At 61.4% G+C, this 26,208-nt stretch carries 26 protein-coding genes and 1 pseudogene; 15 read left to right on the top strand and 12 right to left on the bottom strand.

Annotated features, from left to right (window positions below):
* Positions 1-4: 4 nt before the first annotated feature.
* Complete coding sequence (locus AC1RLZ_RS23055; protein WP_493190482.1) at positions 5-754, top strand: GntR family transcriptional regulator; 750 nt, start codon at positions 5-7, stop codon at positions 752-754.
* A gap of 12 nt (positions 755-766) precedes the next feature.
* A complete protein-coding gene (locus AC1RLZ_RS23050; protein ID WP_493190481.1) occupies positions 767-1,744 on the top strand; it encodes a PDR/VanB family oxidoreductase in 978 nt (325 codons plus the stop codon).
* A gap of 3 nt (positions 1,745-1,747) precedes the next feature.
* Here the strand turns inward: AC1RLZ_RS23050 and AC1RLZ_RS23045 are convergent, their stop codons facing one another.
* Positions 1,748-2,971, bottom strand: a complete 1,224-nt coding sequence (locus AC1RLZ_RS23045) for an MFS transporter (RefSeq protein WP_493190480.1) — start codon at positions 2,969-2,971, stop codon at positions 1,748-1,750.
* A gap of 121 nt (positions 2,972-3,092) precedes the next feature.
* Here AC1RLZ_RS23045 and AC1RLZ_RS23040 point away from each other — a divergent pair.
* A pseudogene (locus tag AC1RLZ_RS23040) lies at positions 3,093-3,632 on the top strand (TetR/AcrR family transcriptional regulator); the annotation flags it as partial.
* On the opposite strand, the gene AC1RLZ_RS23035 reads toward AC1RLZ_RS23040, so the two are convergent.
* Entirely contained in the window at positions 3,618-4,211 is a 594-nt protein-coding gene (locus AC1RLZ_RS23035) for a GNAT family N-acetyltransferase (RefSeq protein WP_493190479.1), read from the bottom strand. The pseudogene AC1RLZ_RS23040 and the gene AC1RLZ_RS23035 overlap by 15 nt on opposite strands.
* Before the next feature lie 15 nt (positions 4,212-4,226).
* The gene (locus tag AC1RLZ_RS23030; protein WP_493190478.1) at positions 4,227-5,162 is read right to left on the bottom strand and encodes an SMP-30/gluconolactonase/LRE family protein; all 936 of its coding nucleotides are present in this window, start codon (positions 5,160-5,162) and stop codon (positions 4,227-4,229) included.
* Positions 5,163-5,342: 180 nt separating this feature from the next.
* Here AC1RLZ_RS23030 and AC1RLZ_RS23025 point away from each other — a divergent pair, with 180 nt between their 5' ends.
* From AC1RLZ_RS23025 to AC1RLZ_RS23015, 3 genes are all read left to right on the top strand, one after another.
* Positions 5,343-6,170 (top strand): enoyl-CoA hydratase/isomerase family protein, encoded by an 828-nt coding sequence (locus tag AC1RLZ_RS23025; RefSeq protein ID WP_493190477.1) that lies wholly within the window; start codon positions 5,343-5,345, stop codon positions 6,168-6,170.
* Positions 6,171-6,341: 171 nt separating this feature from the next.
* Positions 6,342-7,568, top strand: a complete 1,227-nt coding sequence (locus tag AC1RLZ_RS23020; protein ID WP_493190515.1) for an ABC transporter substrate-binding protein — start codon at positions 6,342-6,344, stop codon at positions 7,566-7,568.
* A 185-nt stretch (positions 7,569-7,753) separates the two neighbouring features.
* Entirely contained in the window at positions 7,754-8,959 is a 1,206-nt protein-coding gene (locus AC1RLZ_RS23015; protein WP_493190514.1) for an ABC transporter substrate-binding protein, read from the top strand.
* A gap of 6 nt (positions 8,960-8,965) precedes the next feature.
* Here AC1RLZ_RS23015 and AC1RLZ_RS23010 read toward each other — a convergent pair whose 3' ends face one another.
* A complete protein-coding gene (locus AC1RLZ_RS23010) occupies positions 8,966-9,331 on the bottom strand; it encodes a hypothetical protein (protein WP_493190476.1) in 366 nt (121 codons plus the stop codon).
* A gap of 117 nt (positions 9,332-9,448) precedes the next feature.
* Here AC1RLZ_RS23010 and AC1RLZ_RS23005 point away from each other — a divergent pair, with 117 nt between their 5' ends.
* Positions 9,449-9,658: a hypothetical protein gene (locus AC1RLZ_RS23005; RefSeq protein ID WP_493190475.1), complete on the top strand. Its 210-nt coding sequence runs from the start codon at positions 9,449-9,451 to the stop codon at positions 9,656-9,658.
* Positions 9,659-9,709: 51 nt separating this feature from the next.
* On the opposite strand, the gene AC1RLZ_RS23000 is transcribed toward AC1RLZ_RS23005, so the two are convergent.
* Both AC1RLZ_RS23000 and AC1RLZ_RS22995 read right to left on the bottom strand, forming a co-directional pair.
* On the bottom strand, positions 9,710-10,846 hold the full coding sequence (locus tag AC1RLZ_RS23000; protein ID WP_493190513.1) for a hypothetical protein: 1,137 nt from the start codon (positions 10,844-10,846) through the stop codon (positions 9,710-9,712).
* A gap of 261 nt (positions 10,847-11,107) precedes the next feature.
* On the bottom strand, positions 11,108-11,761 hold the full coding sequence (locus AC1RLZ_RS22995; protein WP_371420040.1) for a glutathione S-transferase family protein: 654 nt from the start codon (positions 11,759-11,761) through the stop codon (positions 11,108-11,110).
* Between the two features lie 148 nt (positions 11,762-11,909).
* On the opposite strand from AC1RLZ_RS22995, the gene AC1RLZ_RS22990 reads away from it, so the two are divergent.
* A complete protein-coding gene (locus tag AC1RLZ_RS22990; RefSeq protein ID WP_493190474.1) occupies positions 11,910-13,133 on the top strand; it encodes a polyhydroxyalkanoate depolymerase in 1,224 nt (407 codons plus the stop codon).
* Positions 13,134-13,565: 432 nt separating this feature from the next.
* On the opposite strand, the gene AC1RLZ_RS22985 is transcribed toward AC1RLZ_RS22990, so the two are convergent.
* Positions 13,566-14,744 (bottom strand): MFS transporter, encoded by a 1,179-nt coding sequence (locus tag AC1RLZ_RS22985; protein ID WP_371420042.1) that lies wholly within the window; start codon positions 14,742-14,744, stop codon positions 13,566-13,568.
* A 63-nt stretch (positions 14,745-14,807) separates the two neighbouring features.
* On the opposite strand from AC1RLZ_RS22985, the gene AC1RLZ_RS22980 reads away from it, so the two are divergent.
* Complete coding sequence (locus AC1RLZ_RS22980) at positions 14,808-15,608, top strand: AraC family transcriptional regulator (RefSeq protein WP_493190473.1); 801 nt, start codon at positions 14,808-14,810, stop codon at positions 15,606-15,608.
* A 6-nt stretch (positions 15,609-15,614) separates the two neighbouring features.
* Here the strand turns inward: AC1RLZ_RS22980 and AC1RLZ_RS22975 are convergent, their stop codons facing one another.
* The 4 genes from AC1RLZ_RS22975 to AC1RLZ_RS22960 all read right to left on the bottom strand — a co-directional run bounded on the left by AC1RLZ_RS22975 (position 15,615) and on the right by AC1RLZ_RS22960 (position 19,256).
* Positions 15,615-16,073, bottom strand: coding sequence for a RidA family protein (locus tag AC1RLZ_RS22975; RefSeq protein WP_493190472.1), 459 nt, complete (start codon positions 16,071-16,073; stop codon positions 15,615-15,617).
* A gap of 34 nt (positions 16,074-16,107) precedes the next feature.
* Entirely contained in the window at positions 16,108-17,775 is a 1,668-nt protein-coding gene (locus tag AC1RLZ_RS22970; protein ID WP_493190512.1) for an AMP-binding protein, read from the bottom strand.
* Positions 17,776-17,919: 144 nt separating this feature from the next.
* Complete coding sequence (locus AC1RLZ_RS22965; RefSeq protein ID WP_493190471.1) at positions 17,920-18,738, bottom strand: alpha/beta hydrolase; 819 nt, start codon at positions 18,736-18,738, stop codon at positions 17,920-17,922.
* 11 nt (positions 18,739-18,749) lie between these two features.
* The gene (locus tag AC1RLZ_RS22960; protein ID WP_493190470.1) at positions 18,750-19,256 is read right to left on the bottom strand and encodes a MarR family winged helix-turn-helix transcriptional regulator; all 507 of its coding nucleotides are present in this window, start codon (positions 19,254-19,256) and stop codon (positions 18,750-18,752) included.
* Between the two features lie 340 nt (positions 19,257-19,596).
* Here AC1RLZ_RS22960 and AC1RLZ_RS22955 point away from each other — a divergent pair, with 340 nt between their 5' ends.
* From AC1RLZ_RS22955 to AC1RLZ_RS22930, 6 genes are all read left to right on the top strand, one after another.
* Positions 19,597-20,769, top strand: a complete 1,173-nt coding sequence (locus tag AC1RLZ_RS22955) for an ABC transporter substrate-binding protein (protein WP_493190469.1) — start codon at positions 19,597-19,599, stop codon at positions 20,767-20,769.
* A 102-nt stretch (positions 20,770-20,871) separates the two neighbouring features.
* Positions 20,872-21,792, top strand: coding sequence for a branched-chain amino acid ABC transporter permease (locus AC1RLZ_RS22950; RefSeq protein ID WP_371425977.1), 921 nt, complete (start codon positions 20,872-20,874; stop codon positions 21,790-21,792).
* Between the two features lie 12 nt (positions 21,793-21,804).
* Positions 21,805-22,794, top strand: a complete 990-nt coding sequence (locus tag AC1RLZ_RS22945) for a branched-chain amino acid ABC transporter permease (protein WP_493190468.1) — start codon at positions 21,805-21,807, stop codon at positions 22,792-22,794.
* An 8-nt stretch (positions 22,795-22,802) separates the two neighbouring features.
* On the top strand, positions 22,803-23,555 hold the full coding sequence (locus tag AC1RLZ_RS22940; RefSeq protein WP_493190511.1) for an ABC transporter ATP-binding protein: 753 nt from the start codon (positions 22,803-22,805) through the stop codon (positions 23,553-23,555).
* Complete coding sequence (locus tag AC1RLZ_RS22935; RefSeq protein ID WP_493190467.1) at positions 23,555-24,253, top strand: ABC transporter ATP-binding protein; 699 nt, start codon at positions 23,555-23,557, stop codon at positions 24,251-24,253. Before AC1RLZ_RS22940 ends, AC1RLZ_RS22935 begins: the two co-directional genes overlap by 1 nt.
* A gap of 57 nt (positions 24,254-24,310) precedes the next feature.
* Positions 24,311-24,766, top strand: a complete 456-nt coding sequence (locus AC1RLZ_RS22930) for a cupin domain-containing protein (RefSeq protein ID WP_089267419.1) — start codon at positions 24,311-24,313, stop codon at positions 24,764-24,766.
* A 149-nt stretch (positions 24,767-24,915) separates the two neighbouring features.
* Here the strand turns inward: AC1RLZ_RS22930 and AC1RLZ_RS22925 are convergent, their stop codons facing one another.
* Positions 24,916-26,166, bottom strand: coding sequence for a flavin-dependent oxidoreductase (locus AC1RLZ_RS22925; protein ID WP_493190466.1), 1,251 nt, complete (start codon positions 26,164-26,166; stop codon positions 24,916-24,918).
* Positions 26,167-26,208: the final 42 nt, after the last annotated feature.

The following is a 26,208-nucleotide window of genomic DNA, read 5'->3' as shown; positions in this document are numbered from 1 at the left end:
GACCGTGAGCGAATCCGAACGCTCCGTCTCGCAGACCGTCCGCGCGCAGCTGGCCCTGCGCGACATGATCCTGTCCGGCACGCTGCGCCCGGGCGAACGCATCAGCGAGCTGCAGGCTGTGGAGATCACCAGCGTGTCGCGCACGCCGGTGCGCCTCGCACTGGTGCGCCTGGAAGACGAAGGCCTGCTGCAGGCGATCCCGTCCGGCGGCTTCATGGTGAAGGCATTTTCCGAACGCGACATCCTCGATTCCATCGAGCTGCGCGGCACGCTGGAAGGCCTCGCCGCGCGCTTCGCCGCCGAGCGCGGTGCCAGCGCGCGCAATCTCGAGCCGCTCAAGGAATGTCTGTCCGATCTGGATCAGCTGGTGCGGCAGGATCCGATCTCGGTCGAGGCCTTCTCGGCCTATGTCACCATGAATGCGCGCTTCCATGCGCTGCTGACCGATCTCTCCGGCAGCGCGCCGGTGATCCGGCAGATCGATCGTGTCTCGGCAATGCCCTTCGCGTCGCCGAGCGCCTTCGTGATGGCACAGTCGGCGCTGCCGGAGGCGCACAATATTCTCCTCATCGCGCAGGAGCATCACCGCATCGTCGTCGACGCTATCGAGAACCGCGAGGGCGCCCGCGCCGAAGCCGTGATGCGCGAACATGCGCGGCTGGCCGTGCGCAATCTGCGGCTCGCTTTGCGCAATCGCACGCATCTCGATTTGCTGCCGGCGCTGGCGCTGCTGACATCTGCGCAAACGGACTAAGGGAGACACATCATGCGTTTTGCAGAACACTGGATGTGGTGCAGCGTCGATGCCGTCCGCGATGTGACGCGGGGCATCCGCGAGATCACGCTGCGACCGGACGTGCCGTTGACGCCCTATCCGCCGGGCAGCCACATCAACGTCAATCTCCTGATCGACGGGCAACCGCAGACGCGGTCCTATTCGCTGGTCGGCGAACGCGCGAGTGACACGCTGCGCATCGCTGTACGGCTGGCCCCAGATAGCCGCGGCGGCTCGCAGGCGATGTGGCCATTGCAGCCTGGTGGACGGCTGGAAATCTCCAGCCCATCGTCGCTGTTCGACATCGATTGGGCCCGCAAGACCTATTGCCTGATCGCCGGCGGCATCGGCATCACGCCAATCACCGGCATTGCCCATGCGCTGCGCAAGCGATCTGTCGACGTGCGTCTGCATTATGCCGTCCGGTCCCGCCAGGACGCCGCATATCTCGACGAGATGGGTGCGCTGCTGGGCGATCGATTAAGCGTTCACGCCAGCGATGAAGCTGCGCGACTGGACCTCGATGCCACATTTGGCGCCCTCCCCGCCGACGCCATCGCGATCATGTGCGGCCCAATGCGGATGCTGGAAGCCGCGCGGCATGCCTGGAACAGCGCAGGCCGTGCACCGGCCGACCTGCGCTACGAGACCTTCGGGTCAAGCGGCCTGTTGCCAACTGCGGAATTCCGCGTGCGACTGAAAGGCTCCGGCGCCGAGATCGTTGTGCCGCAGAACCGCTCGATGCTCGACGCGCTGAATGATGCCGGACATGAGGTGATGTCGGATTGCCAGCGCGGCGAATGCGGCGTCTGCGCCATCGATGTTGTCGCCGTCGACGGCGAGATCGATCATCGCGATGTGTTCTTCAGCGACCACCAGAAACAGGGCAATGCAAAGATCTGCCCGTGCGTCTCGCGTGTCGTCGGCACGGTGACCGTGGATACGCTGTATCAGCCTGACGCTAGCTGAGCGTCAGCGCGCACTGCGCAGCGATGCGATCATCGAAACGATGGCGAGCAGGATGACGATCGCGCCATAAACATAGGCGACGACATCCAGTCCGGCATATGGCACCGTCAAGCCGGCAGCCAGCGCCGGCAGGCTGAATGCCAGATAGGACAGCACATAGAACGTCGCCAGCAGGCCGGCGCGTTGATGCGCTTCGGCCGTCGGCAGCAAGGTGCTCAGCGAACCGGCGAATGACGCACCGAAACCAAACCCCGCGATTACAGCACCGACAAACAAAGCGGCCACGCTGTGCTGCCAGATGCCGAGCAGCGAGACGGCAACACCCAGCGAGAGTGCGGCAGTGCCCAGCAACAGCAGCCGCCGCGCCGGCAACTGTCGGAGAGCACCAACGGTCAGCGCTGCGGACAGCATGAGCGTCGCTACGACGACGCCGCCGACCCACGGCGCGCTCACGCCCATGGTCGTCGCCACCACGGTTGGCATCAGCGACAGATAGAAGCCACCCAGCGCCCAGGTAGCGGTCGTGGCCGGCGCGACACGCAACAGCGCGGCCCGCGACTGGCTGGGCACGCGCACATTCGGCCGCAGCGATGCGAGCGCGCCAGTCTTGCGCGAAACGGTCTCGGGCATCACGAACAGCAGCACCATCATCAGGGCCGTCAGTCCGAACAGCACCTCGTAGACGAGATGCAGCGGATCAGGCGCGAAAGTTACCAGCGCCGCCGCACCGAGTGCGCCGACCATCAGGCCAAGAAAGGCGGTGACACTGTTAAGCAAGGGTCCACGCTTGCGGTCGGTGTCGAGGATTGCCGCGCCGAGCGCGGTGGTCGCCGTGCCGACGCACAGGCCCTGCACCGCCCGCGCCAGGATCAGTTGCCCGACGTCACTGGCATAGGAGAACAGGATCATCGCGATCGCATTCAGCAACAGACCGCCGAGAATGACCGGACGGCGCCCGACATAATCCGACAGGCCACCGACCGTCAGCAACGCTGCCAGCAGGCTGATCGCGTAGACCGCGAACACCAGCGTGATCATCAGCGGCGAGAGGTGCATGGACTGCTGGTAGAGCCGGTATAGCGGCGTGACGGCGCTGCTGCTGGCCGCGACCAGCGCGGCCCCGACGAAACTGAAGGCCGTCATGGCGGACGGTTTCAGCACCCAACCGGCTCTGCCGGGCAGAGCTTGAGCATTGGAAACACAGGTCTTTTCGGCGCTGCCTTGCATGGCTCGTTCCTAAAAGCTAAATAATTGCATTAGGCATCTAGGTTGGCCCAGGCCTTAATGCAAATATTTTGCGTTAAGAATCTCGGGTTTCTTGTGCATGCTGCGATTGCCGGAGAATGACGTGACAGTGAAGGAACGGGTCCGGATCGGTGGACGCAGCGCGCGGATACAGAGCGCTGTGCATGATGCTGTCCGCAAATTGGGGGCACTTTCCACCCGAAACCAGATCACCGTGCCGCAGATCGCTGCCGAGGCTGGCGTGACACCTTCGACCATTTATCGGCGCTGGGGCGATCTGTCCGCGCTGCTTGCCGACGTCGCCGTGGCGCGACTGCGGCCGATCGCCGATCCCGACGACACCGGTGCGGTCGAAAGCGACCTGCGCGCTTTCATCGAGCAATATGCCGAAGAGATGTCGTCCCCCGTCGGCCAGGCGCTGATGCGGGACGTATTGTCGACGTCGCGCCAGGGCCTGCCCGGCGCCTGTGCCGGCTTCACCTGCGATCACCTCACCACCATCAACGCGCGCGCCAAGGCACGCGGCGAGACGCCGTTCGATATCGACGAGGTCATCGACCATGTGGTGGCGCCGATCATCTATCGCGTGCTGTTCAGCGAACAGATCCCGACGCCGGAGTGCACTCTACTAACGCGGCTTCTCATCCAGCTGATAGGTCAGATGCGCCTTCACCGTCGGCCATTCGCCGGGGATGATGCTGTAGACAACCGTATCGCGCAGCGTGCCGTTCGGCGCGATCTGGTGGTTGCGCAGGATACCGTCCTGCTTGGCCCCGAGGCGCTCGATGGCGCGGCGGGACTGGTGGTTGAAGAAGTGCGTGCGGAATTCCACCGCGATGCAATCCAGCTTCTCGAAAGCATGGCCGAGCAACAGCAACTTGCATTGCGTGTTGAGCGCGGTGCGCTGGACCCATTTGCCGTACCAGGTCGAGCCGATCTCGACCCGGCGGTTGGCGGCATCGACATTCATGTAAGTGGTCATGCCGGCGATCTTGCCATCGGCATCCTTCACCGTGAATGGCAGCATCGCGCCTGATGCCTGCAGAGCCAGCCGACGGTCGATCTCGGCGCTCATCTTGTCGGGCGTCGGGATCGCCGTGTACCAGATCTTCGAGAGGTCGCCTGACCGGGCGGCCTCGATCAGGCCATCGCAGTGATCTTTCGCAAGGGGTTCGAGCCGGGCGTGAGGGCCAGAGAGCGTTACAGGTTCAAGCCACGGCATCGATGATCCTTCGTTCTACTTATTGAGGAAGTTGAGCGGCAATCCACCGCGCGGCCAGTCCATGGCGATCAGCTCACCCTTGCCCGACAGCGTGATGTAGGCCGTCTTCAACTCGGGTCCGCCGAATGCGATATTCGTGGTGACGCGGTCGCCGGTTTGTATCTGTTCCACCAATTTTCCATCTGGCGCAATCACCGAGATGCATCCGCTGACCAGCGTTGCAACGCAGACATTGCCGGAGGCTTCGACCGCGAGAGAATCGAACATCTGATAACCGCCGAGGCCCGCGATGGGACGGCCACGCTCGCCGCGATAGATCACGTCAGCCGGCTTCACCTCGCCGGGTGCGCCAATATCAAAGGCCCACAGCCGCGCGGTCGGCGTCTCGGCCACATAGACGGTCTTCTCATCGGGCGACAGACCGATGCCGTTGGCCGGCAGCATGCCGAAATGGCCTTCGACCACCTCCGTGGCACCCGGCTTCATGTAATAGAACGCGCCGACATCCATGTCGCGGTGCCGCCGTTTGCCGAGATCGGTGAACCAGAGCCCGCCCTGCTTGTCGAACACCAGGTCGTTCGGCCCCTTCAACGGATGTGCGCCGCATTTGTCGAACAGGGTTTCGACCTTGCCGGTGGAAAGATCGACGCGCTGGATCGAGCCACCGATATATTCGTGCGGCTCCGGCGCGCCGGGCATGATGGCCCCGCGCGACGGCGCCCAGCTGAAACCGCCATTGTTGCAGAGATACATCTTGCCGTCCGGGCCGAGCGCGGCGCCATTCGGGCCGCCGGGAATTTTCGCCACCACTTCCTTGCGGCCATCGGGCCAGACCCGCGTCAGTTGCTGCGCGCGGATTTCAACCAGGACGACGGAGCCGTCCGGCATCACCACCGGGCCTTCGGGAAATGCGAGATCGGTGGCGAGGACACGGATGTTGGGGCTGGACATGGAAACTCCCTGACATTTTCTTGGTTTGTTGTGGCGCCTTTGGCGGGTGACGCAGCGTGACCAAAGTAGAGCAAACATGTCCCGCGCTGCCAAGCCGCGCAAATGCATGGCCACTTGCGTGGAATTTCCATTCGGCTTTAGCTGCAACCAATGATAACGCGAAAAGCCTGAGGAAACACGATGCCGACCGACACCGCAGCTGCGCCTGAAGCCGATGACGAAGTGCTCTACTCTGTCGCCGATGGCATCGCGACCGTCACGCTCAACCGCCCGCAACGGTTGAACACGATCTCACGCAAGATGCTGTCGCAGCTCAGCGAGATGTTCCTGAAAGCGGACGCCGATACGGACGTGCGCGTGGTTATCCTGACCGCCGCCGGTCGCGCCTTCTGCGCCGGGCTCGACATGGCCAGCGCCACCAAGGGCACCGGCATCGGCTCCGCCAACGACGCCAACAACAGCCGCACCACGCTCGACCTCAAGACCGCGCCTCCGATCGTGATGTTCAACATGGAGAAGCCGACGATCTGCGCCATGAATGGTGCTGCCGCCGGCTATGGCATGGACGTCGCACTCGGCTGCGACATGCGCATCATGGCAGAGAGCGCAAAATTCGCGGCCGCCTTCGTCAAGCGCGGCGTGGTGCCGGAATCCGGCGGTACCTGGTTTCTCCCACGCATGATCGGCTGGGCGAAGGCAGCCGAACTGATCTTCACCGGCCGCACACTGTCAGCACGCGAGAGTCTCGCGATGGGCCTCGCCAACGAGGTGGTGCCCGATGCCGAATTGATGACACGCGCCAATGCCGTCGCGGCTGAGATCGCCGCCAATGCGCCCCTCGCAGTGCAGGCAGCCAAACGCATGATGCGCTCCGGTCTGTCCGAGAGCTTTGGCGACCACGTCCATCACGTGTTCCTGCAGTTGCTGCCGCTGTTTCGCACAGCGGATTTCCGCGAAGGCATGGCGTCGTTTCTTGAGAAGCGCCCAGCCAAATTCACCGGCAACTGAGCGCGACGCACAAACATATGACGCGGCGTTGTGCGCCGCGTCATGCTTTACTGATTGAGCCAGCTTTCCAACTTCAAGGCTTGGTGCATACTCCCGGCATTCGAGCCGCATCATAAAACCTGCGTAGACGGGCCGATGCGGTTGATCGAACCACAGGGAGGACACTTGACCATGCAGCATGACTGGAAATTTCTGCGCGCAACTTTGCTCGCCAGCGTTGTCGTCGCCCTTACATCCACTGCGAGCCATGCCCAGAAGAAATACGACACCGGCGCCACCGACACCGAAATCAAGATCGGCAACATCATGCCGTATAGCGGCCCGGCTTCCTCCTATGCGACCATCGGAAAAACCGAGGCTGCCTATTTCAAGATGATCAACGAGAAAGGCGGCATCAATGGCCGCAAGATCACCTTCATCAGCTATGACGACGGCTACAGCCCGCCGAAGACAGTGGAGCAAGCGCGCAAACTGGTCGAGAATGACGAAGTGCTGTTCATCATGAACCCGCTGGGCACGCCGGGAAATACGGCAATCCAAAAATACATGAACACCAAGAAGGTGCCGCAGCTGTTCGTCTCCACGGGCGCCGCGAAATGGGCCGATCCGAAGAACTTCCCGTGGACCATGGGCTGGCAGCCGAGCTACCAGGCCGAGGCGCGCATCTACGCGCAATACATCATGAAGAATCATCCCGGCAAGAAAGTCGGCGTGCTCTACGCCAATGACGACTTCGGCAAGGATTACATCATCGGACTGCACGAGGGGTTCGGCGACAAGGCCAAGGACTACATCGTCAGTGAAGTACCTTACGAGACCGCGTCGCCGACGGTGGATTCGCAGATCGTGCAGATCAAGGCAGCCAACCCCGACGTCTTCATCAACATCGCCACGCCGAAATTCGCTGCACAGGCCATCAAGAAGGTCGGCGAGATGGGCTGGAAGCCCGTTCATATCGTCACCAATGTCTCGGCATCGGTGGGCAGCGTGATGAAGCCCGCGGGCTATGCCAACTCGCAGGACGTGCTCAGCGCGGCCTACATGAAGGATCCCAAGGATCCGACATGGAAGAACGATCCCGGCATGCTGGAATGGTCGGCCTTCATGGACAGGTACTATCCCGAGGGCGACAAGGAAGACGGCGCTACCGTGTTCGGCTACGGCGTGTCGCAGGGCATCGTCCAGGTGCTCAAGCAATGCGGCGATGACCTCACCCGCGAGAACATCATGAAGCAGGCCGCCAATCTCAACATGGAGATCGGCATCTATCTGCCGGGCACCAAGATCAAGACCAGCCCGACCGACTTCAGCCCGCTGGAACAGCTTCAGATGCAGCGGTTCAAGGGCGAAAGCTGGGAGCTGTTCGGTCCGCTGATGTCGGGTGAGAAGAACTCGTAAGCGATACGCTCCGGCGTCCCCTCTCCGGCACCAGAGGGGACGCACACGCGCTGAGCCACGCGCTCTCGTTGCTGGCTCCCTCTCCTCAATCGTGCATACTCGGCGCAAGTCGTGGCGATCGATGTCCACCCAGATGGACCACACCGCGGACATACAAAACGTCAGAGGAAACGATGCTCAAGACACTGCCCCGCGTGACGTCTCTCGCGCTTTCCGCGCTCATGCTCGGCGCGCTTGCCACGCCATCTCACGCACAGAAGAAATACGATCCGGGAGCCAGTGATACCGAGATCAAGGTCGGTAACATCATGCCCTATAGTGGGCCGGCTTCATCCTATGCCTCGATCGGAAAATCAGAAGCGGCCTATTTCAGGATGCTGAACGACCAAGGCGGCATCAACGGCCGCAAGATCAATTTCATCAGCTATGACGATGCCTACTCGCCGCCGAAGACGGTGGAACAGGCGCGCAAGCTGGTTGAGAGCGACGAAGTATTGCTGTTGTTCAACCCGCTGGGCACCGCGACCAATTCTGCGATCCAGAAATACATGAACATCAAGAAGGTGCCGCATCTCTTCGTATCGTCCGGCGCCTCGAAATGGGCCGACCCCAAGCACTTCCCGTGGACCATGGGCTGGTCGCCCAGCTACCACAATGAGGGGCGCATCTGGGCTGCATGGATCCTGAAGAACCATCCCGATGCGAAGATCGGCGTGCTGTTCCAGAACGACGATATGGGAAAGGACTATTTCAGCGGCGTACGTGAGGGGCTCGGCGACAAGGCCGACAAGATGATCACGGTGCAGGCGAGCTTCGAGACCAGCTCACCCACGGTGGATTCGCAAATCGTCCAGATCAGAACCGCCAATCCCGACGTGTTCCTGAACATCGCCTCGCCGAAATTCGCCGCGCAGGCGATCAAGAAGGTGGCCGAGCTGAACTGGAAGCCAGTGCAGATGCTGGTCAATGTGTCGCAATCGGTCGGCTCGGTGATCAAACCGGCTGGCTTCGACAATGCGCAGGGCGTGATCAGCGCGGCCTATATGAAGGACCCTACCGATCCACAGTGGAAGGATGATCCCACCATCAAGGAATGGCTTGCCTTCATGGACAAGTATTATCCGGACGGCGACAAGAACGACATCTACACGCTGTATGGCTTCGGCATCGCGCGCACGCTGGCGCATATTCTCGAACATTGCGGTGATACGCTCACGCGGGAGAACGTGATGAAACAGGCCACCAGCCTCGATTATGAGGTCGGCATCTTCCTGCCCGGCACCCGCGTCAAGACAAGCCCCACCGACTACAGCCCGCTGCAGCAATTGCAGATGATGCGCTTCAAGGGCGAGCGTTGGGAACTGTTCGGGCCTGTGCTGAGCAGCGAGTAACGCGGCCTACTTCGCAGCGTCCTTGGACGCCGGCGCGGGCGCATCCTTCGCGGCGGCCGGAGCATCCTTCGCAGCCGGCGCTGGCTTCTTCTGCGCCGCCTGCAAGTCCTCTACCGTCTTCTGCAGAGCTGCGACCGTCGCCTTCAGCGCTTCCACCTGCCGATTGGCCGCATCCAGCCGCTGTTGCTGATCCAGGCGCAGCTTGCCCAGCGTCTGCTGCAGGAAATTGACATTGCTTTGCAGGCAGCTGGTCCGGCGCTCCATGGTCTTTTCGACCGTGCAGATCTCGATTCCCGGCACATCCTGCGCCTGCGCCTTGGCGGCGCCCAAAATAGTCAGCAATGTCATCGCAAGGATTGTTCGGCCGCGCATCGTTTCCCCCATCGTTCCCGTCATACAGCCAGACCAAGCGGTTCTGGGCCCCGGCTGTCAACCAGGCGTGATGGGAACGAAGAAGATGTCCGCCCGTTCCTTGGACCGGAGCATCTCATGGCGACGCGTGAACGACGGCTGGCTGAATTCGATGGTCAGGGTGATCCTGAGCCTCATCAGACGGTGCAAGTGCTGTGCGAGGACCACAGCGGCACCTATCAGCTGCCCTTCGCTTGCCGGTTCGTCGATGGCGAATGGCGCAATGCCGAGACCGGCAGCATGGTCGAGGCACGCGTGGTCGGATGGCGGCGGCCACGTACGGCGTGATGGCCGCTTCCCTGTTTTGGAGTGCCGGCGGCGCGCTGCGCCGGCCGGCGTCTACGCGTATAGATACCCGACCGGCTTGCCTTCGGTTCGCAGCGGGCGAATGTCCTTCCGTGTGATGATCTTGGCCGCCAAGCCGTCGATTTCGTCTCGTTGGGACGGCGTCCAGCTGCGGAGCTTCTCCATACCCTTCAGAAGGCCCAGCCGGAGGACTTGCGTATTTTCGCTCATCCCGATGAGGCTGGTCGAATTCTTGCCCGCCGTCACTACATCACCGGCCGCAAGTTCGAATGTCTTCCCCGCACTATCCCCGAATTCGGCCGTACCGCGAATGACGCGATAGATGACGACTTCGCCTTTTGCGAAAGAGGCGGCGTCCACTCCCGAGGTGCTCTTCGGCAGGAGGGATTTGCCATGCGGGTCGGTTGCGATGATGTGACCCGTAACAAGATGACCGCTCGGAATCTCGATTCCGATATCCCGCACGTAAACAGGCATGGCCGATTTGACGACACCGTCAGTCAGCGGCTTGAAGAGCGCATCCAGCGCCAGCGGATCCTGAAGCCAGAAGCCTCCATCTTCAGGGCGATCGTGCATCGCGTGAGTCCAGGCCATACGAGGTGTCTCGGCTTCGTTGATCTGATCGGGGCCTACGATCGTCGGGTTCGGGAAGGTGGTCGGATCGGTCACGAAGGCTTCGAGAAACTTGCCGGAGTAGCCCATGGAGAGTGCATCGGGCACGACCGTCTGCGGCGTCTTCAGGTTCTCCTCGGTAGACAATCCCGACCAGGTGTAAAACAGCTGACGATGAACGATCGCGCTTTGCAGCATCACTGCGCCAGGGCCGACATTATAGAAGCGCCCGTCGTAATCGAAGGTGAACATGCCCGAGGTGACCAGCACGAGCTGGAAGCCGCCTGGTGGCAGGTGAAGATGGAAATCGGTGGGGCCAGTATCTTCGCGATAGATCGGCAGATTGGTCGCCACTTCATGGAGAAGGAAGGTTTCGTTGTTGGCGTGAAAGCCCTCATTGGCGCGGCTATAGAGCGCCTGCGGGCGATAGGTTGCCTCGTATGTCGTGTCCTTGTGGCGATCGATGGCTACGAAATCCCCGTGATTCAGGCGGAGAGGATCACCAGACGGGCGCGTAAGCCCAGGCTCTTTGAGGTCGATCGCAGCATGTACATTCATGGGACCCTCCAACGTGTTCAAACAAACACCCGAGGACCGAACTGGGATTGGCGCGCAATCGATCGGCAGCCAACGCAATGCGGCTCGCGAGAAATTGCTGCTATGCGAAAATCGCGCCAGCGGTTCGCGCAGGCGTTTTGATACCAATTGAGATACCCGGCGACGGATTTGAGGCTCAAATCACGCGGAGACGCGGCGATGGCCTACAATTTCTGGGTACAAGTTGAGCAAGCCCTGCCCGATCTGTAAGCCGCCCGAGGCCTAGTATTCGACCTCGAGCTCCTCGATATCGGCCGGCTCCAACCTGGCCGCGGCAATCCATTCCTGCATTTCCGGCAGGTTCATCACCATATTCGCATAGGCCGACAGCTGCGGGTCGAGCTTCACATCATAGGTCATAAAGCGCGTTACCACTGGCGCGTACATGGCGTCGGCCATGCTGCGCTGGCCGAACAGGAATGGTCCACCGGACTTCGCGAGGCACTCGCGCCAGATCGTGCAGATGCGGTCGATATCGGCTTGCGCCCTCGACCAGATCTTGAAGTTCGGAAAGTGCCCCTTCAGGTTGACCGGCAATGACGCCCGCAGCGTCGTAAAGCCTGAGTGGATCTCGCCGGAAATCGAGCGGCAATGGGCCCGCATAATGCGATCGGGCGGTAAAAGTCCTGCTTCCGGCATGATTTCGTTGAGATATTCGGCGATTGCCAACGTATCCCAAACTACCGCGCCCTCATGGCGCAGACACGGCACCAGGATCGACGACGACAGCAGGAGAATCTCCGCCTTGGCCGATGCATCGTCCGGGGCGGTGATGATCTCGTCGAAGTCGAGGCCGGAGAACTTGGTCAGCAACCACCCCCGCAACGACCACGACGAGTAGTTCTTGCTGCTCAGTGTAAGTGTCGCCTTGGCCATGACTTGATCCCCTTACGCCCGAATCGGAGCATTGCCCGCGGCTTGGGCTGCTCTGATTTTGTTCAGCAAACCACATGCCAGTTTTCCAGACGAATTGACTCTTCTCTGGCTTCAATATTGCATAGCAACGAAGCAGGGATAGCTCCGGATGATGTCAATGATGTATCAGGCCTACCAGAACCATATGGATCTGACAGCACCTTGGCGCACCGGTGCGTCTGCCGCATTGAAGTATCTCAATCTCGTCCCGGCCGGCACATCGGAAAAACTATTCGGTCGCCTCGCGGCCGCGCTTGAGCTGATCTCGCGCTCCACCCTCACTTATCATCGGCCCGAATTCGATATCGGCAAGGTGGTGATCGGCAACAGCGAGCATGACGTCACCGAGGAAGTGGTCTTCAAGACGCCATTCGGCTCGCTCCTCCACTTCAAGAAAGAAAACGCACCGGCCCAGCCGCGCATATTGCTCGTGGCGCCGATGTCCGGACATTTCGCGACGCTGTTGCGCGGCACGGTGAAAACGCTACTGCAGGATCACGACGTCTATATCACCGACTGGCACAATCCGCGAGATATCCCGCTCAACCAGGGCAGGTTCGGTCTCGACGAATATACCGAACACCTGATCACATTCATGAATGAGCTCGGCCCGCGTTCGCATATGGTCGCGATCTGCCAGCCCTCCGTGTCGGCGCTGGCTGCAGCAGCTATCATGTCGGAGGACAATCATCCGGCCCGCCCGGCAAGCCTGACGCTGATGGCCGGCCCGATCGATACGCGCATTCAGCCGACCAAGGTCAACGACTTCGCCAAGAGCAAGCCGTTGAAGTGGTTTGAAGAGAACATGATCAACTACGTGCCGTTCCAGTGCAAAGGCGCGTTCCGGCAAGTCTATCCCGGCTTCATTCAGTTGACTGCATTCGTCTCGATGAATCTCGAGCGGCACATCAAATCGCATATCGATCTTGCCGATCATCTCGCCAAGGGCGAGACCGAGAAGGCGGACGTCATCAAGACGTTCTACGACGAATATTTCGCCGTGATGGATCTACCGGGAGAGTTCTATATCGACACCATCCGCGACGTGTTTCAGGAGCATCTGTTGCCGCAGGGCAAGCTGACCTACAAAGGCCGGACCGTGAACTGCGCATCGATCAAGCGCATGGGGCTGATGACCGTCGAAGGTGAGAAGGACGATATCTGCTCGATCGGCCAGACTTTGGCAGCCCAGGATCTATGCACCGGCGTCCGCGCCTATCGCAAAGTCCATCACATGCAGGCCGGTGTGGGCCATTACGGTGTATTCAGCGGACGCCGTTGGAACAACGAGATTTACCCGTTGCTCCGTGACTTCGTGCACGTCAATTCCTGAAACCCGGCGTTGTATACAAATAGTCGGGCGCCTCACCCGAATTGGTGACGCGGATGTCGCAGGAATAACCTAGGTCGATGCTGGGCAATTGCTTAGCGGCTGCACCAGCAGCATGACAGCGGTTTCCTATTACCGCTTCGGCGGACCGTGTATTGACGACGGCACGATTTTTTACCGGGTATACTACGCATCAAGGCCGGCATTCGTGCCGGCCTTGTTTATGGATTAGTCAGGCATCCTGGTCCGGGATCAATTGGACTCGCGGCTGGCCCGTCCCGCCTCCGCTAGCGCCGCAGCGGGCAGCCCTATCATCTCCAGCGTTGCGACAGCGATACGCGCGCGTACGAAACCGAGGCGCCCGCCAACACAGCAGCCCGCGCCAGTCACCGCCCAACTAGAACGGTCCCGTACTGCTCGCCAGTGCGAGGGGTTTTACGTCACAGGCGCTTTTGCTGGCGGCAACTCCCGCGGCAAAATCAGTGCGGCGACGATCACCAGCGCCGACAAGGCGGCAAAGGCGTGCAGCATCATGATGAAGCCGCCCTGCTCGTACAACCATGCGACCAGGCCGACCGAGGCACCGGCCGCGGTGAAGCCGACGAAGTAGCGCACGGCATAAGCGCGCGACCGCCACTCCTCGCTTGTATACTTGCCGACGATCGCCTCATTGACGGTGATCTGCCCGAACAGACCCACGATGATTCCGATCGCGACGACAATCAGCGAGATATTCGACTGCGACGCTGCGAAATACAGGAACGGCGCGAGCACCAGCGACAACGGAATGCTCACCGCCCTCAGCGAGTGCTTATCGATCAGCTTGCCGATGTTGTACTGGGTGGCCGCGCCAAAGACGTAGACGCAAGCGGCAATGATGCCGAGCAATGCCGGGCTGTCCGTCATATCGGACAGACGCTCGGCAAACAGTTTTGGCAGTGCGACGGTGATGGCGTTGAAGACAGTGGAGATCGCGACCACCGTGACCAGCAGCGCAAGGATCACGCGCCACATGTCGGACTTTGCAACACGCGCCTGCGCCGCGGCCTGTTTGAAGCCCGAGCGATCCTCGTGCGCGACCTCGCGCATGAAGACGACGCCCGCAGCGATGGTCACAAGGCCGGGAATGATGAAGGCCCAGCGCCAGCCGAGAAACTGACCGAGTACGCCGGTGATCAGTGCGGAAGACGCCACGCCGAAATTGCCGAACACCCCGTTAATGCCCATGGCACTGCCGAGCTTGTCGGCATAGGAGACGATCATCGCCGTACCAACCGGATGATAGATCGACGCGAACAGACCGACCGAGAACAGCGCTGCACCGAGCTGCAGCGGCGTCTGCACCAGACCCACAGCCATCATGGACAGGCCGATGCCGTAGAAGAAGATCACCATCATGTGGCGGCGGCTCCACCGATCGCCGAGCCAGCCGGTGACCAGCGATCCAGCTCCGAAAGCCATGAAGCCGGGCGTCGCATAGGGCAGCAGCTCGGTATAGGTCATGTTCATGGTCGGCCCCATCACGAGCACAGCGGCCGCAAAGATCAGCATCGCGTAATGGTCGATGAAATGGGCGATATTAACGAGGGTGATGACCCGGCTGGGGACGTTCATGAATCGATTCCTTGGCAACCTTGGAATGCCGTTATATGAGCTTGCTCTAACGGGATGTTGCCAATGAATGTCGCAGAACCGCCAATCCTGGACTTATCCGAGCGGCGGCGCCCGGCTACCGACGGCGTCCATATCCTGGCGACGCGCTACCCCAAGGGCATCCGGCTGGACACCCACGCCCATCGCGAAGCGCAACTCGTGTTCGCCGCTGCGGGCACCATGCAGGTGACGACCCCGAAGGGCCGCTGGCTGGTGCCTCCGGACCGCGCGGTCTGGGTGCCGGCCCACCTGCCCCACGCCATCGACGTTCTGGCCGACATCGAGATGCGCTCGCTGTATTTCAACGTGGACTGGCTTGCGCGGGATCGACGCAATAGCGATCTCGCAGCGGAGTTCGTGGTTCGCGTATCGCGCCTGTTGCACGAGTCGATCCTGGCACTATTCGATGGGCGCGACGACGTCGCGCGCAATCAGTTGTTGATCGAGATTGCCATGCTCGAATTGCATCAGGCCGGCGATCCCGCGACATTCATGCCGCTCCCGCAGGAGCCGCGCTGCCGCCGTGCCGCGGAGATCGTGCTGGCCGATCCGACGCAAACGCACGAGATCGAAACACTGGCGCGCACCGTCGGCACGTCGGCGCGCACTTTGTCGCGGTTGTTTGCGGCAGAGACGCAATTGAGCTTCAAGAGCTGGTGTCAGCGCGCGCGGGTCGCAGAGGCGATCCAACGACTGTCGATGAACCGCAACGCATCGGTGAAGCAGCTCGCTGCCGATCTCGGCTATGCCAGCTTCTCGGCGTTTTCGCACGCGTTCCGGCAAGTGACGGGCAAAAGCCCGACAGAATTTATCGAGGCCAAGTAGCGCCGCTTAACGCGGCACCACCGCAGTCGCTTCGATCTCGACGCGCGCAGCGAGCTCAACCAGACGCACGACCTGCACCAATGCCATCGCCGGATAATGCGGTCCGAAGATCTCGCGATAGGCCTGACCGAGCGCTTTCAGATTGCCGAGATATTCTTCCATGTCGACGACGTACCAGGTCAGTCGCACGAGATGCTCAGGCTTCGCGCCACCTTCCGCGAGAATGTCGGAAATGTTCTGTAGCGCCTGACGAACCTGCGAAATGAAATCCGGCTTCAGCTTCTCCTCGGCATCCCAGCCGATCACGCCACCTGTGACGACAATGCGGCCATCTGCCGTCATGCCGTTGGCATAGCCTTTGGGCTTCGGCCAGCCACTCGGCTGCAATGCGCGCGAAACGGATGCTGCGGCATCCCCCTTCGCATTTGGCACCACGGTCAATGTCGGGCCCTTCGGTGCAGTCACCAGACAATCCTCTCTGAAAAACAGCTCTTCATACTTATGCGGCAACAGTCGGTGACGCGCCAGCGGTGGCCTGCTGGCGAAGCGCAAAGCGCTTCAGCTTGCCGGTCTCGGTCTTGGGCAGCTGCGTCACGAATTCGATGGCGCGCGGATATTTGTAAGGCGCGATCTCGCGCTTCACGTGGTTCTGCAGCTCGGTCGCCAGCGCGTCGCTCGCAGCGTGACCGGCAGCGAGAACGACATACGCCTTCACGATCATGCCGCGATCGGCATCGGGGCAGCCGACAACGCCGCAATCGGCCACCGCTTCGTGGGTGAGCAAGGCAGCTTCAACGTCGGGACCAGCGATATTGTAACCCGCCGACACGATCATGTCGTCGGAGCGCGACTGGTACCAGAAGTAACCGTCATCATCCATCACGAAGGTGTCGCCGGTAATGTTCCATCCATCCTGGACGAATTTCACCTGACGCGGATCGGCGAGATACTTGCAGCCAGTAGGGCCTTTGACGGCGAGGCGACCGAGCGTGCCGGGCGCCACTTCGTTGCCTTCGTCGTCAACGACCCTGGCGACATAGCCGGGCACCGGCTTGCCGGTCGAGCCCGGACGGATTTCTTCTTCGATGGCGCAGATGAAAATGTGCAGCATTTCGGTGCCGCCGATACCGTCCATCAGCTTGATGCCGGTGGCCTTCAGCCATGCATCATAGGTGCCCTTCGGCAGCGTCTCGCCGGCCGACACGCATTTGCGCAGCGTCGAGAGATCGTACTGATCAATCTTGCCGAGGATGGCCCGGTAGGCGGTCGGTGCGGTGAAGCAAACCGTGACCTTATGCTTGGCGACGGCAAGTGGCAGCTCGTCCGGACCGGCCTTCTCAAGCACCACGAAAGATGCACCAATATGCAGCGGGAACAGCACACCACCGAAACCGAACGTGAAGGCCAGCGGAGCCGAGCCGATGAAGCGATCTTCCGGACTGGCGCGCAGCACATTGCGCGCAAAACCGTCGCATACCGCGAGCATGTCGCGATGGAAATGCATGGTGCCCTTCGGATCGCCCGTCGTGCCCGAGGTGAAGGCGATCAGGCAGATATCATCCGAGGCGGTATCGACCGCGGTGAATTCCGGACTCGCCTCGGCGATCAGTGCATCGAGTTCGGCTTCGCCGGTGCCCCAATAAACCACGCGCTTCAGCTCTGGCGAGACGGCCTTGGCCTTCTCCATCTCGTCGGCGAGCTTGCTGTCGCAGAGCGCCAGCGAGATCTTCGCCTTCTGCAGCGGATAGGACAGTTCCTTCGCACGCAGCAGCGGCATGGTCGACACACAGACACCGCCGGCCTTGATGATCGCGAGATAGGTCGCAACCATCATCGGATTGTTGGCCGACCGCAGCAGCACGCGGCCACCGGTGACGAGCCCAAGCTTGCCCACCAGCACGTTGCAGATCTTGTTCACGAGCTCATAGAGCTGACGATAGGTGTAGCTCTCATTCAGGCCGATCATGCACGGCGCATCGCCGCGCCCCTCGGCAACCCAGCGATCGAGAAACGGCACAACGCAATTGATGCGCGGCGGATAATGAAATTCGGGCCGGTTGAACAGAAACTCCGGCAGTTGCTCCGGCGGCGGCATGTTGTCCCGCGCGAACGTATCAACATGCGCCGTATAAGGCTTTGTCAGCTGCGTATCAGCGGCCATTGCAATGCTCCCGTCACGTCAGATGCCCGGCAACGTCATCCAAATATCATTTTAGACTTAAAACAGTTTTCCGCAACTGCAGAGTCTTGCGGCACGCCGAAATTTTCGGCTGACAACGTCGATTAGCGCAGTTTGTTTAGGCAACCACGCCTAAAGCGTGGCCAGCGCCTTCAGCCGCAGCACCATGGCGGACTGCGGATCGGCTAGCGGCGCGACGGCGGTAAAATGATTTGCGCCGGGGAGCGCCTCGAAGCGCGCGGGAATATGGGCACCCCAGGCATCGACGATGCTTTGGCTCTGCCGCAAGTATTCGACGCCCTCGTCGCCACCGACCACCGCATCGAGACACCCACGCGAAGGCACTGGCCAGAACAACGGGCTGACCTCACGGGCGCTGGTACCGTTCAAATGCAATGCATTGTTGATGGACGTCGGCACCAGCGGCGCCAGATCGAACAATCCGGAGATCGCATAGGCGCCGGCAATGAGATCTTGCGGCAATGCGGAATCGAGTGCGCGCCAGTCCGTCGCCAGCATGCAGGCGGCGAGATGACCGCCCGCCGAATGGCCCGATACGACAAGCCGCCGGCCTAGTTTGGCCAGCTCGCGCGTTGCCGTACGCATCTGCGCGATGATGTCGGCAACCGACACATTCGGGCACAAATCGTAGCTGGGGACCGCCACGCTGATCCCGTGGATATTCAGCCCGCGCGCCAGATGGCTGAAGAACGAGGCATCCAGCGCCTGCCAGTAACCACCATGAATGAAGACGACGACCGGGCCCTTGTCCTCGGCAGGAAAGAAATCGATCGTATGCCGCGCTCCTGAGCCATACGGGATGACGCGCATGGCGACGCCGCCGTCGCGATACGCCTTGGCATCCTGCGCCCAGCCGGCGATCAGCGCCGCGCTTTCCGGGACTTTTGCGCGATTGTTGTATTCGGCTTCGAGATCGATCACTGCAGTCACCGCGTCGCGTTTTATGGCGCCTTGCCGGTGGCTGCCTTTTGCGCCGCCTTCTGCGCAGAGGCCTTGGTCTTGGCGAGCAACCGCATCAACTCACGAACATCCTTCGGCGCCAGATCGGTGAAGATTTCGGCGATCCAGGTCTCGTGTTCTTCAGCCATCTTGCGGAATTCGGCGCGGCCAAGTTTGGTGAGCCGGATCACCTGCACCCGGCGATCGGTGTCGGAGGTGCGGCGATCGACGTGGCCGGATTCCACGAGGCGCTCGACCAGGCCGGTGACGTTGCCGTTCGAGACCATCATGCGCTTCGAGACATCCGACAGGGTCATACCGTCGGGCACCTTGTCGAGCTGGGCCATCAGGTCGAAGCGCGGCAGCGTAACGTCGAAGCGCTCGCGCAGGCGGCCGCGGACCTCGCCCTCGATCAGAGTGGTGCAGGTCAGGAGCCGGAGCCACAGGCGCAGCTCGTCACCGTGATCATCGGGAAGTTCGACGGCCTTGGTCTCGGAATCGAGAATCATGATGCAATCTTACCTGCTTGGAGCTCTCGCGGCGGCCACGAGACCGGCAATCCACAATCTCGTACCGCCCCGGCACCGATCCTTTGACCTTCAAGGAATTTCCGCCCGACCGCAAGCCAAAACGCCGCAGCCCTGACTGCCGCCGATTTTGAATATTTCTTTAAGGTTCAAATAAATTGGCCTGCGGTTTGCATGGCCAAATCGACTGATTTCTTGAGCCTGCAGATCACTTCACGCTGCTTGCGGCTGCCGCCGTGGTGAGCATAAGCTGGGCAAAAGAACAAAATTTGGGTTGGCGCATTTTTCGGCTGCCTGTCGCGGCCGAGTGGAGGAGAAGTTGATGAAGCAGTCTTTCAAACTGGCCGGTTTGGCCGCCCTGATGAGCGTCTCCGCTCTGCCGGCTCTGGCTCAGGAGAAGATCAAGGTCGGCGTGATCGTGTCGCTGTCGGGCGCCGGTGCCGTGCTCGGCCAGCAGGCCCGCGACGGCTTCAATCTCGCGGTCAAGGATCTAGGCGGCAAGATGGGCGGCAAGGATGTCGAGGTCATCGTCGTCGATGACGAACTCAAGCCCGACGTCGCTGTCACCAAGGTCAAGGGCCTTCTGGAGCGCGACAAGGTCGACTTCGTGGTCGGTCCGATCTTCTCCAACATCCTGGGCGCGATCCACAAGCCGGTCACCGAGAACAAGACCTTCCTGATCTCGCCGAATGCCGGCCCGTCGAGCTACGCCGGCAAGGAGTGCAATCCGTACTTCTATGTGACGTCGTATCAGAACGACCAGATCCACCAGATCCTCGGTAACGTGGCCCAGAAGCGCGGCTACAAGAAGATCTACCTGATGACCCCGAACTATCAGGCCGGCAAGGACTTCGTCGCCGGCGTGAAGATGGACTTCAAGGGCGAGATCGTTGAGGAATCCTTTATCCCGCTCGGCACGCTCGACTTCCAGGCCGAACTCTCGAAGATCGCATCGATGAAGCCTGACGCCGTGCTTACCTTCATGCCGGGCGGCATGGGCGTGAACCTCGTCAAGCAGTACAAGCAGGCCGGCCTGCTCGACCGCATCCCGTTCCTGTCGACCTTCACCGTCGATGAATCGACGCTGCCCGCTCAGCAGGACGCCGCGATCGGCATGTTCGGCGGCTCGAACTGGGCGCCCAATCTCGATACACCGCAGAACAAGAAGTTCGTGGCGGAATACGAGAAGGCCTATAACAGCGTGCCGGCGACGTACGCCTTCCAGTCCTATGACGCGGCGATGCTGATCAACAGCGCCGTCACTGCCGTGAAGGGCGACCTCTCGGACAAGGCCAAGGTGGCTGCAGCCATGAAGAAGGCTGACTTCCCGTCGATCCGCGGCAGCTTCAAGTTCAGCAACAACGGCTATCCCGTTCAGGACTTCTTCCTGACCAAGGTCGCCAAGCGCGCTGACGGCAAGTTCCAGACCGAGATCGTCGAGAAGGTGTTCTCGAACTATGGCGATCATTACGCCAAGGACTGCGCCGCGCAGTAACCGCCCTGGCGATCACTCATCACCGGGCCGTTGCCGCGAAGGCGGGACGGCCCGGTGTTTTATCGGCCCGTGTTTATCTCAGTATAGAAACCAAGTTATCTGATGACCCTCACGCTTGCCCTCGTCCAGATCCTGAACGGCCTGCAGTTCGGATTGATCCTGTTCCTGATCGCCGCCGGCCTGACGCTGGTGTTCGGTGTCATGGACTTCATCAATCTTGCACATGGCGTGCAGTACATGGTCGGTGCCTATCTGGTCGCCGCCTTCACCGCCATGACCGGCAGCTTCGTCGCCGGCCTCGCACTGGCATTGCCTGCCGCCCTGATTTTCGGGCTGCTGCTGGAGGTCCTGATCTTTCGACATCTGTATGATCGCGACCATCTCGATCAGGTGCTCGCGACCTTTGGCGTCATCATCTTCCTCAATCAGGCCGTCAAATACATCTGGGGCGCAGCGCCGCTGAACGTCGCGATCCCCGATGCACTGTCGGGCGCTATCGAGATTACCGACGGCATGCTGTATCCGGTGTGGCGCCTCGTCATCATCGCCGTCGGTCTGGCCGTCGGCCTCGCGCTGTATCTCGTCGTCAATAAAACCAAGCTCGGCATGCTGGTGCGTGCCGGCGCCAGCAATGCGGCCATGGTCTCCGCACTCGGCGTCAATATCCGCCTGCTGTTCACCATCGTGTTCGGCGTCGGCGCCATGCTCGCAGGCTTTGCCGGCGCCATGGTGGCCCCGATCCTTTCGGTCGAACCAGGCATGGGCGACAATGTGCTCATTCTCGCCTTCGTGGTCATCGTCATCGGCGGCATCGGCTCGATCCGCGGCGCCTTCATTGCGGCACTGCTGATCGGCCTCGTCGATACGCTCGGACGTTTCTTCGCGCCGACGCTGCTCAAGCTGCTGCTCGACCCTGCCGCAGCGAGCCAGACCGGCCGCGCCGTTGCGCCGATGCTGATCTACATCCTGATGGCTGCGGTGCTGTTCTTCCGGCCGTCCGGCCTGTTCCCGTCCAAGCAGTAACGGGAGCGAACCATGAACAATCTCGTCGACCTCGGCGCCCCCGCTACCCCTGCTCTCGTAACGCCGCCCCGAGCCAGCCGTGCTTATGTGCTGCCGTTGATCGTGTTCGCGATCTTCGCCCTTGTGCCGCTCTCCGCGCTGTGGGGCTCGCAGAGCTTCATCCTCGCGCTGGTCACGCGCATCATGATCCTGGCGTTGGCCGCCATGTCGCTCGATCTGTTGATCGGCTACGGCGCCATGATCTCGTTCGGTCATGCCGCCTATGTCGGCCTCGGCGCCTACAGCGTCGCGATCCTTGCCAGCCATGGAATTACCGACGGCTTCATACAGCTCGCGGTGGCGCTCGGTGTCTCGCTCATCTTCGCTCTCTTCACCGGCGCGATCTCGCTGCGGACCAAGGGCGTCTACTTCATCATGATCACGCTGGCTTTCGGCCAGATGCTGTTCTTTCTCGGCACCTCGCTGGCAGCCTATGGGGGCGACGACGGGCTGACGCTTGCCTCGCGCAGCGTGTTCTTCGGCTCGAAGTTCATGAAGAACGACGTGGCGATGTATTATGTCGCCTTCGGCGTGCTGCTCGGCGCCTATCTCCTGCTCCGCGCCCTCGTCGCGTCGCGTTTCGGCCGGGTGCTGCGCGGTATTCGCGAGAATCCGGTACGCATGGAAGCGATCGGCTTTGCGCCCTATCGCTATCAGCTCACCGCCTATGTCATTGCCGGCATGATCGCCGGTGTGTCAGGCTTTCTGCTCGCCAACCAGACCGAATTTGTCAGCCCGGCCTATGCGACCTGGCAGCGCTCCGGCGACCTGATTTTCGTGCTTGTCCTTGGCGGCCTCGGCTCGTTGCATGGCGCCATCATCGGCGCAGCCGTGTTCAGCCTGCTGGCGGATATCCTGTCGCATTACACCGAGAACTGGGCACTGATCTTCGGACCCATCCTGATCCTCGTCGTGCTCTACGCACGCGGCGGCATCACCGGACTGTTCTGGAGCAAGTCATGAGCCAAATCATGAGCAACGCACCGCTTCAGCTGCAGAACATCTGCAAGAACTATGGCGCGCTGCGCGTCACCGACGATGTGTCGCTGAACATCGAGGCCGGCGAGTTGCACGCCATCATCGGCCCCAACGGTGCCGGCAAGACCACACTGATCCACCAGATCTCCGGCCACGCACAATCGGACTCCGGCCGTATCATCTTTGACGGTCAGGACGTCTCGCATTTGCCGATGGCAGAGCGCGCGCGGATGGGCCTGGTGCGCTCATTCCAGATCACTTCGATCCTGCCGCGTTTCTCGGCGTTGGAGAACGTCGCGATCGCTGTTCAGGCACGCAGCGGATCGAGCTTCAGCTTCTTCGGCGATGCGTCGAAGGAACCCGCGCTGAACGACACCGCCATGGCGCTGTTGTCGCGCTTCGGCCTCGCCGCACGTGCAAGCATGCTGGCCGGACAGATGTCGCATGGAGAGAAGCGCCAGCTCGAAATCGCCATTGCACTGGCGGCGAAGCCCAAGCTGCTGTTGCTCGACGAACCACTTGCCGGCACCAGCCACGATGAATCGCAGCGGCTGATCAACACGTTGCAGGAGCTGCGCAAGGAGCTTCCCATCGTGCTGATCGAGCACGATATGGACGCAGTGTTCGCACTGGCCGACCGCGTCTCGGTGCTGGTTTATGGCCGCATCATCGCGTCCGGCTCGCCGCAAAGCATTCGCGACAATGCGGAAGTCCGCGCTGCCTATCTCGGCGAGGAGGCCACCTGATGCTCTCGGTCTCAAATCTCCAGGCCGCTTACGGCGCGGCCAAGGTGTTGTTCGATATCTCGCTCACCATCAATGCCGGCGAGGTCGTCACCCTGCTCGGCCGCAACGGCATGGGCAAAACCACGACCATCAACGCCATTATGGGCTTGATCCACCCGACCGGCGGCACCGTTACCTTCGACGACAAGCCGATGGCAGGTCTGCCCTCCTATCGCATCGCCCAGGCAGGGATAGGCCTCGTTCCGGAAGGTCGCCAGATCTTCCCGACGCTCAGTGTGGAAGAAAACCTGGTCGCTACCGCCGCCGTGCGTCATCCACCGGCGCGCTGGACGCTGGACAAGATCTACGAGCTGTTTCCGCGCCTCAAGGAACGCCGCAGCAATCTCGGCACGCAGCTGTCCGGCGGCGAGCAGCAGATGCTGGCCGTTGGCCGCGCGCTGATGACCAACCCGAAGCTGCTCATTCTCGATGAGGCCACCGAAGGCCTCGCGCCACTCATTCGCCTTGAAATCTGGAATTGCCTGAAGAAGCTCAAGGCCGAGCGTCAGTCCATTCTGGTGATCGACAAGAATGTCGATGCACTCGCCGGCTTCGCCGATCGTCACGTGGTGATCGAAAAAGGCCGCGTGGTGTGGACCGGCACATCCGAACAACTGAAGAGCGACTCCACCGTGAAGGATCGTTTCCTCCACGTTTGATCAACTGTTTTCGAGTACCACCCGCGTCGTAATGCGTGACCCAAGGAAGGACCAACCATGAAAACCGAGATCGCCGGCATCACTCGCGCCAATGAAGGCATGCAGGGCATCACCTGGAACATCCTCGGCCAGACCTATGTGCCGAAGAACTGCACCGAGGATTCGTTCTCGTGGCACGCCACTTTCCCGCCCGGCACCTTCGTGCCGCCGCACATCCATCCGGACCAGGATGAGTATCTCTACATCCTCGAAGGCAAGCTCGACTTCTTCCTGGGTGGCTCAGAGACGTCGGCGACCCCGGGTGACCTCGTGCGCCTGCAGCGCGGCATTCCGCACGGCATCTTCAACAAGTCGGACCAGAACGCCAAGGTGTTGTTCTGGGTGTCGCCGAGCCGCCGGCTCTATGACCTGTTCTGGGCAATCCACAACATGAAAGAGCAAAAGCCCGAGGACGTTGTGGCGCTCGCCGCCGAATACAACATCCACTTCCTGCCGCCACCTCCCGGCGCGTAACACGGCTCCTCGTTCAGGCCACATACCAGCATCGACGTGATGGCCGGGCTTGTCTCGGCCATCTACGTGTTTGAGCCCCTTAAAACGTAGATGCCCGGGACAAGGCCCGGGCACGACGAACACGAAGTGTCAGTTTGTGGGCGCGCTAGTTACCCGTTCACCACGGCAAGTCCCGGCGAAGCCGCAAAGCCGGCCTTGTGCGCATAGCCCTTCACGATGGCTTCGCGCTGCGCGTAGCTCAGTACGTTCTCGACATTGTCGAAACCATCCGGCGCGATCTGCTCGACCGCATCGATGACGCCTTCCGGGCCACCACGACGGTTGGAGCGCACGATCTCCGCGGTCATCGGCAGGCGCTTGCGCTCATAGGCCATCAGCGCCTGGCGCGGATGTTCGGCATGCGCCAGTGAGTCGGCCAGCGCGCGCGCATCGAGGATCGCCTGCGATGCGCCGTTGGAGCCGACCGGATACATCGGATGCGCGGCGTCGCCGAGCAGCGTGACGCGCCCACCGGACCAATATGGCAGCGGGTCGCGATCGCAGCAGGGATATTCCCAGAACTCCGGCGTCGCCGTAATCAACGCGGGTACGTCGATATGCGGCACGTTGAAACGCGCCACATGCGGCATCAGTTCTTCGCGCTTGCCGGGCCGCGACCAGTCCTCGCGACGTGGCGGCAGCGTGCCACCCTCGCCGGTCTTCACCAGCACAGCCCAATTGGTCAGCCGGTTGCCCGGCGTCTCACCCTCCGCGATCGGGTACACCACGACCTTGGCGTGGAGGCCGCCGGCGACGATCATCGAATTGCCGGTGAGGAAGGCCGGCCAATCGCGCGCACCGCGCCACAGCATCAGACCATTCCAGATCGGATGCCCCTCGTTCGGGAACAGCGTGCTGCGCACCTTGGAGTGGATGCCATCGGCGCCGATCAGGATATCGCCGCGTGCGGTCTCGACATGATTGTTGTTGCGATCGAAGAAATAGGCTGTGACGCCGCCTTCGTCCTGCGTGAAGTGACCGAGCCGACGACCGGTATGAATCGCCTCCGTGCCAAGGCGCTCTTCCACCGCACGATGGATCGCACTCTGCAGGCGGCCGCGGTGGATCGAGAATTGCGGCACGTCGTGGCCCGCACCGAAGCCACGCTTCTCGCGCCAGACCTCCTGCCCGTGACGGTTGAGGTAATGCAGCTCATCGGTGCGGATCGCCACCGCATCAAGCCTATCGAGCAGACCGAGCCCGGCGAGTTCGCGGATTGCGTGGGGCAGCGTGTTGATGCCGACGCCCAGTTCACGGATTGAATCAGCCTGTTCGTAGAGTTCGCAATTGATGCCCCGCGCCCGCAGCATCAAGGCGGTGGTCAAGCCGCCAACGCCACCGCCCACGATGATTGCCTTCATCAGCTCAACTCCACACAACATGCTTGGCGTAGGATGGGTCGA

Source organism: Tardiphaga sp. GW822-FHT04G09, from assembly GCF_058800725.1.
The sequence above is the reverse complement of the archived record's forward strand: the minus strand, read 5'-3'. Positions and strand labels throughout refer to the sequence as shown.

Coding starts and splice junctions, on each gene's coding strand:
- AC1RLZ_RS23020 (WP_493190515.1), top strand. CDS start 6,342: ATGCAGCATGACTGGAAATTTCTGCGCGCAACTTTGCTCGCCAGCGTT.
- AC1RLZ_RS23005 (WP_493190475.1), top strand. CDS start 9,449: ATGGCGACGCGTGAACGACGGCTGGCTGAATTCGATGGTCAGGGTGAT.
- AC1RLZ_RS22950 (WP_371425977.1), top strand. CDS start 20,872: ATGACCCTCACGCTTGCCCTCGTCCAGATCCTGAACGGCCTGCAGTTC.
- AC1RLZ_RS22980 (WP_493190473.1), top strand. CDS start 14,808: ATGAATGTCGCAGAACCGCCAATCCTGGACTTATCCGAGCGGCGGCGC.
- AC1RLZ_RS23045 (WP_493190480.1), bottom strand. CDS start 2,971: ATGCAAGGCAGCGCCGAAAAGACCTGTGTTTCCAATGCTCAAGCTCTG.
- AC1RLZ_RS22935 (WP_493190467.1), top strand. CDS start 23,555: ATGCTCTCGGTCTCAAATCTCCAGGCCGCTTACGGCGCGGCCAAGGTG.
- AC1RLZ_RS22955 (WP_493190469.1), top strand. CDS start 19,597: ATGAAGCAGTCTTTCAAACTGGCCGGTTTGGCCGCCCTGATGAGCGTC.
- AC1RLZ_RS22945 (WP_493190468.1), top strand. CDS start 21,805: ATGAACAATCTCGTCGACCTCGGCGCCCCCGCTACCCCTGCTCTCGTA.
- AC1RLZ_RS22985 (WP_371420042.1), bottom strand. CDS start 14,744: ATGAACGTCCCCAGCCGGGTCATCACCCTCGTTAATATCGCCCATTTC.
- AC1RLZ_RS23000 (WP_493190513.1), bottom strand. CDS start 10,846: ATGAATGTACATGCTGCGATCGACCTCAAAGAGCCTGGGCTTACGCGC.
- AC1RLZ_RS23010 (WP_493190476.1), bottom strand. CDS start 9,331: ATGCGCGGCCGAACAATCCTTGCGATGACATTGCTGACTATTTTGGGC.
- AC1RLZ_RS23025 (WP_493190477.1), top strand. CDS start 5,343: ATGCCGACCGACACCGCAGCTGCGCCTGAAGCCGATGACGAAGTGCTC.
- AC1RLZ_RS22960 (WP_493190470.1), bottom strand. CDS start 19,256: ATGATTCTCGATTCCGAGACCAAGGCCGTCGAACTTCCCGATGATCAC.
- AC1RLZ_RS23035 (WP_493190479.1), bottom strand. CDS start 4,211: ATGCCGTGGCTTGAACCTGTAACGCTCTCTGGCCCTCACGCCCGGCTC.
- AC1RLZ_RS22990 (WP_493190474.1), top strand. CDS start 11,910: ATGATGTCAATGATGTATCAGGCCTACCAGAACCATATGGATCTGACA.
- AC1RLZ_RS22940 (WP_493190511.1), top strand. CDS start 22,803: ATGAGCAACGCACCGCTTCAGCTGCAGAACATCTGCAAGAACTATGGC.
- AC1RLZ_RS22995 (WP_371420040.1), bottom strand. CDS start 11,761: ATGGCCAAGGCGACACTTACACTGAGCAGCAAGAACTACTCGTCGTGG.
- AC1RLZ_RS23030 (WP_493190478.1), bottom strand. CDS start 5,162: ATGTCCAGCCCCAACATCCGTGTCCTCGCCACCGATCTCGCATTTCCC.
- AC1RLZ_RS23050 (WP_493190481.1), top strand. CDS start 767: ATGCGTTTTGCAGAACACTGGATGTGGTGCAGCGTCGATGCCGTCCGC.
- AC1RLZ_RS22925 (WP_493190466.1), bottom strand. CDS start 26,166: ATGAAGGCAATCATCGTGGGCGGTGGCGTTGGCGGCTTGACCACCGCC.
- AC1RLZ_RS22930 (WP_089267419.1), top strand. CDS start 24,311: ATGAAAACCGAGATCGCCGGCATCACTCGCGCCAATGAAGGCATGCAG.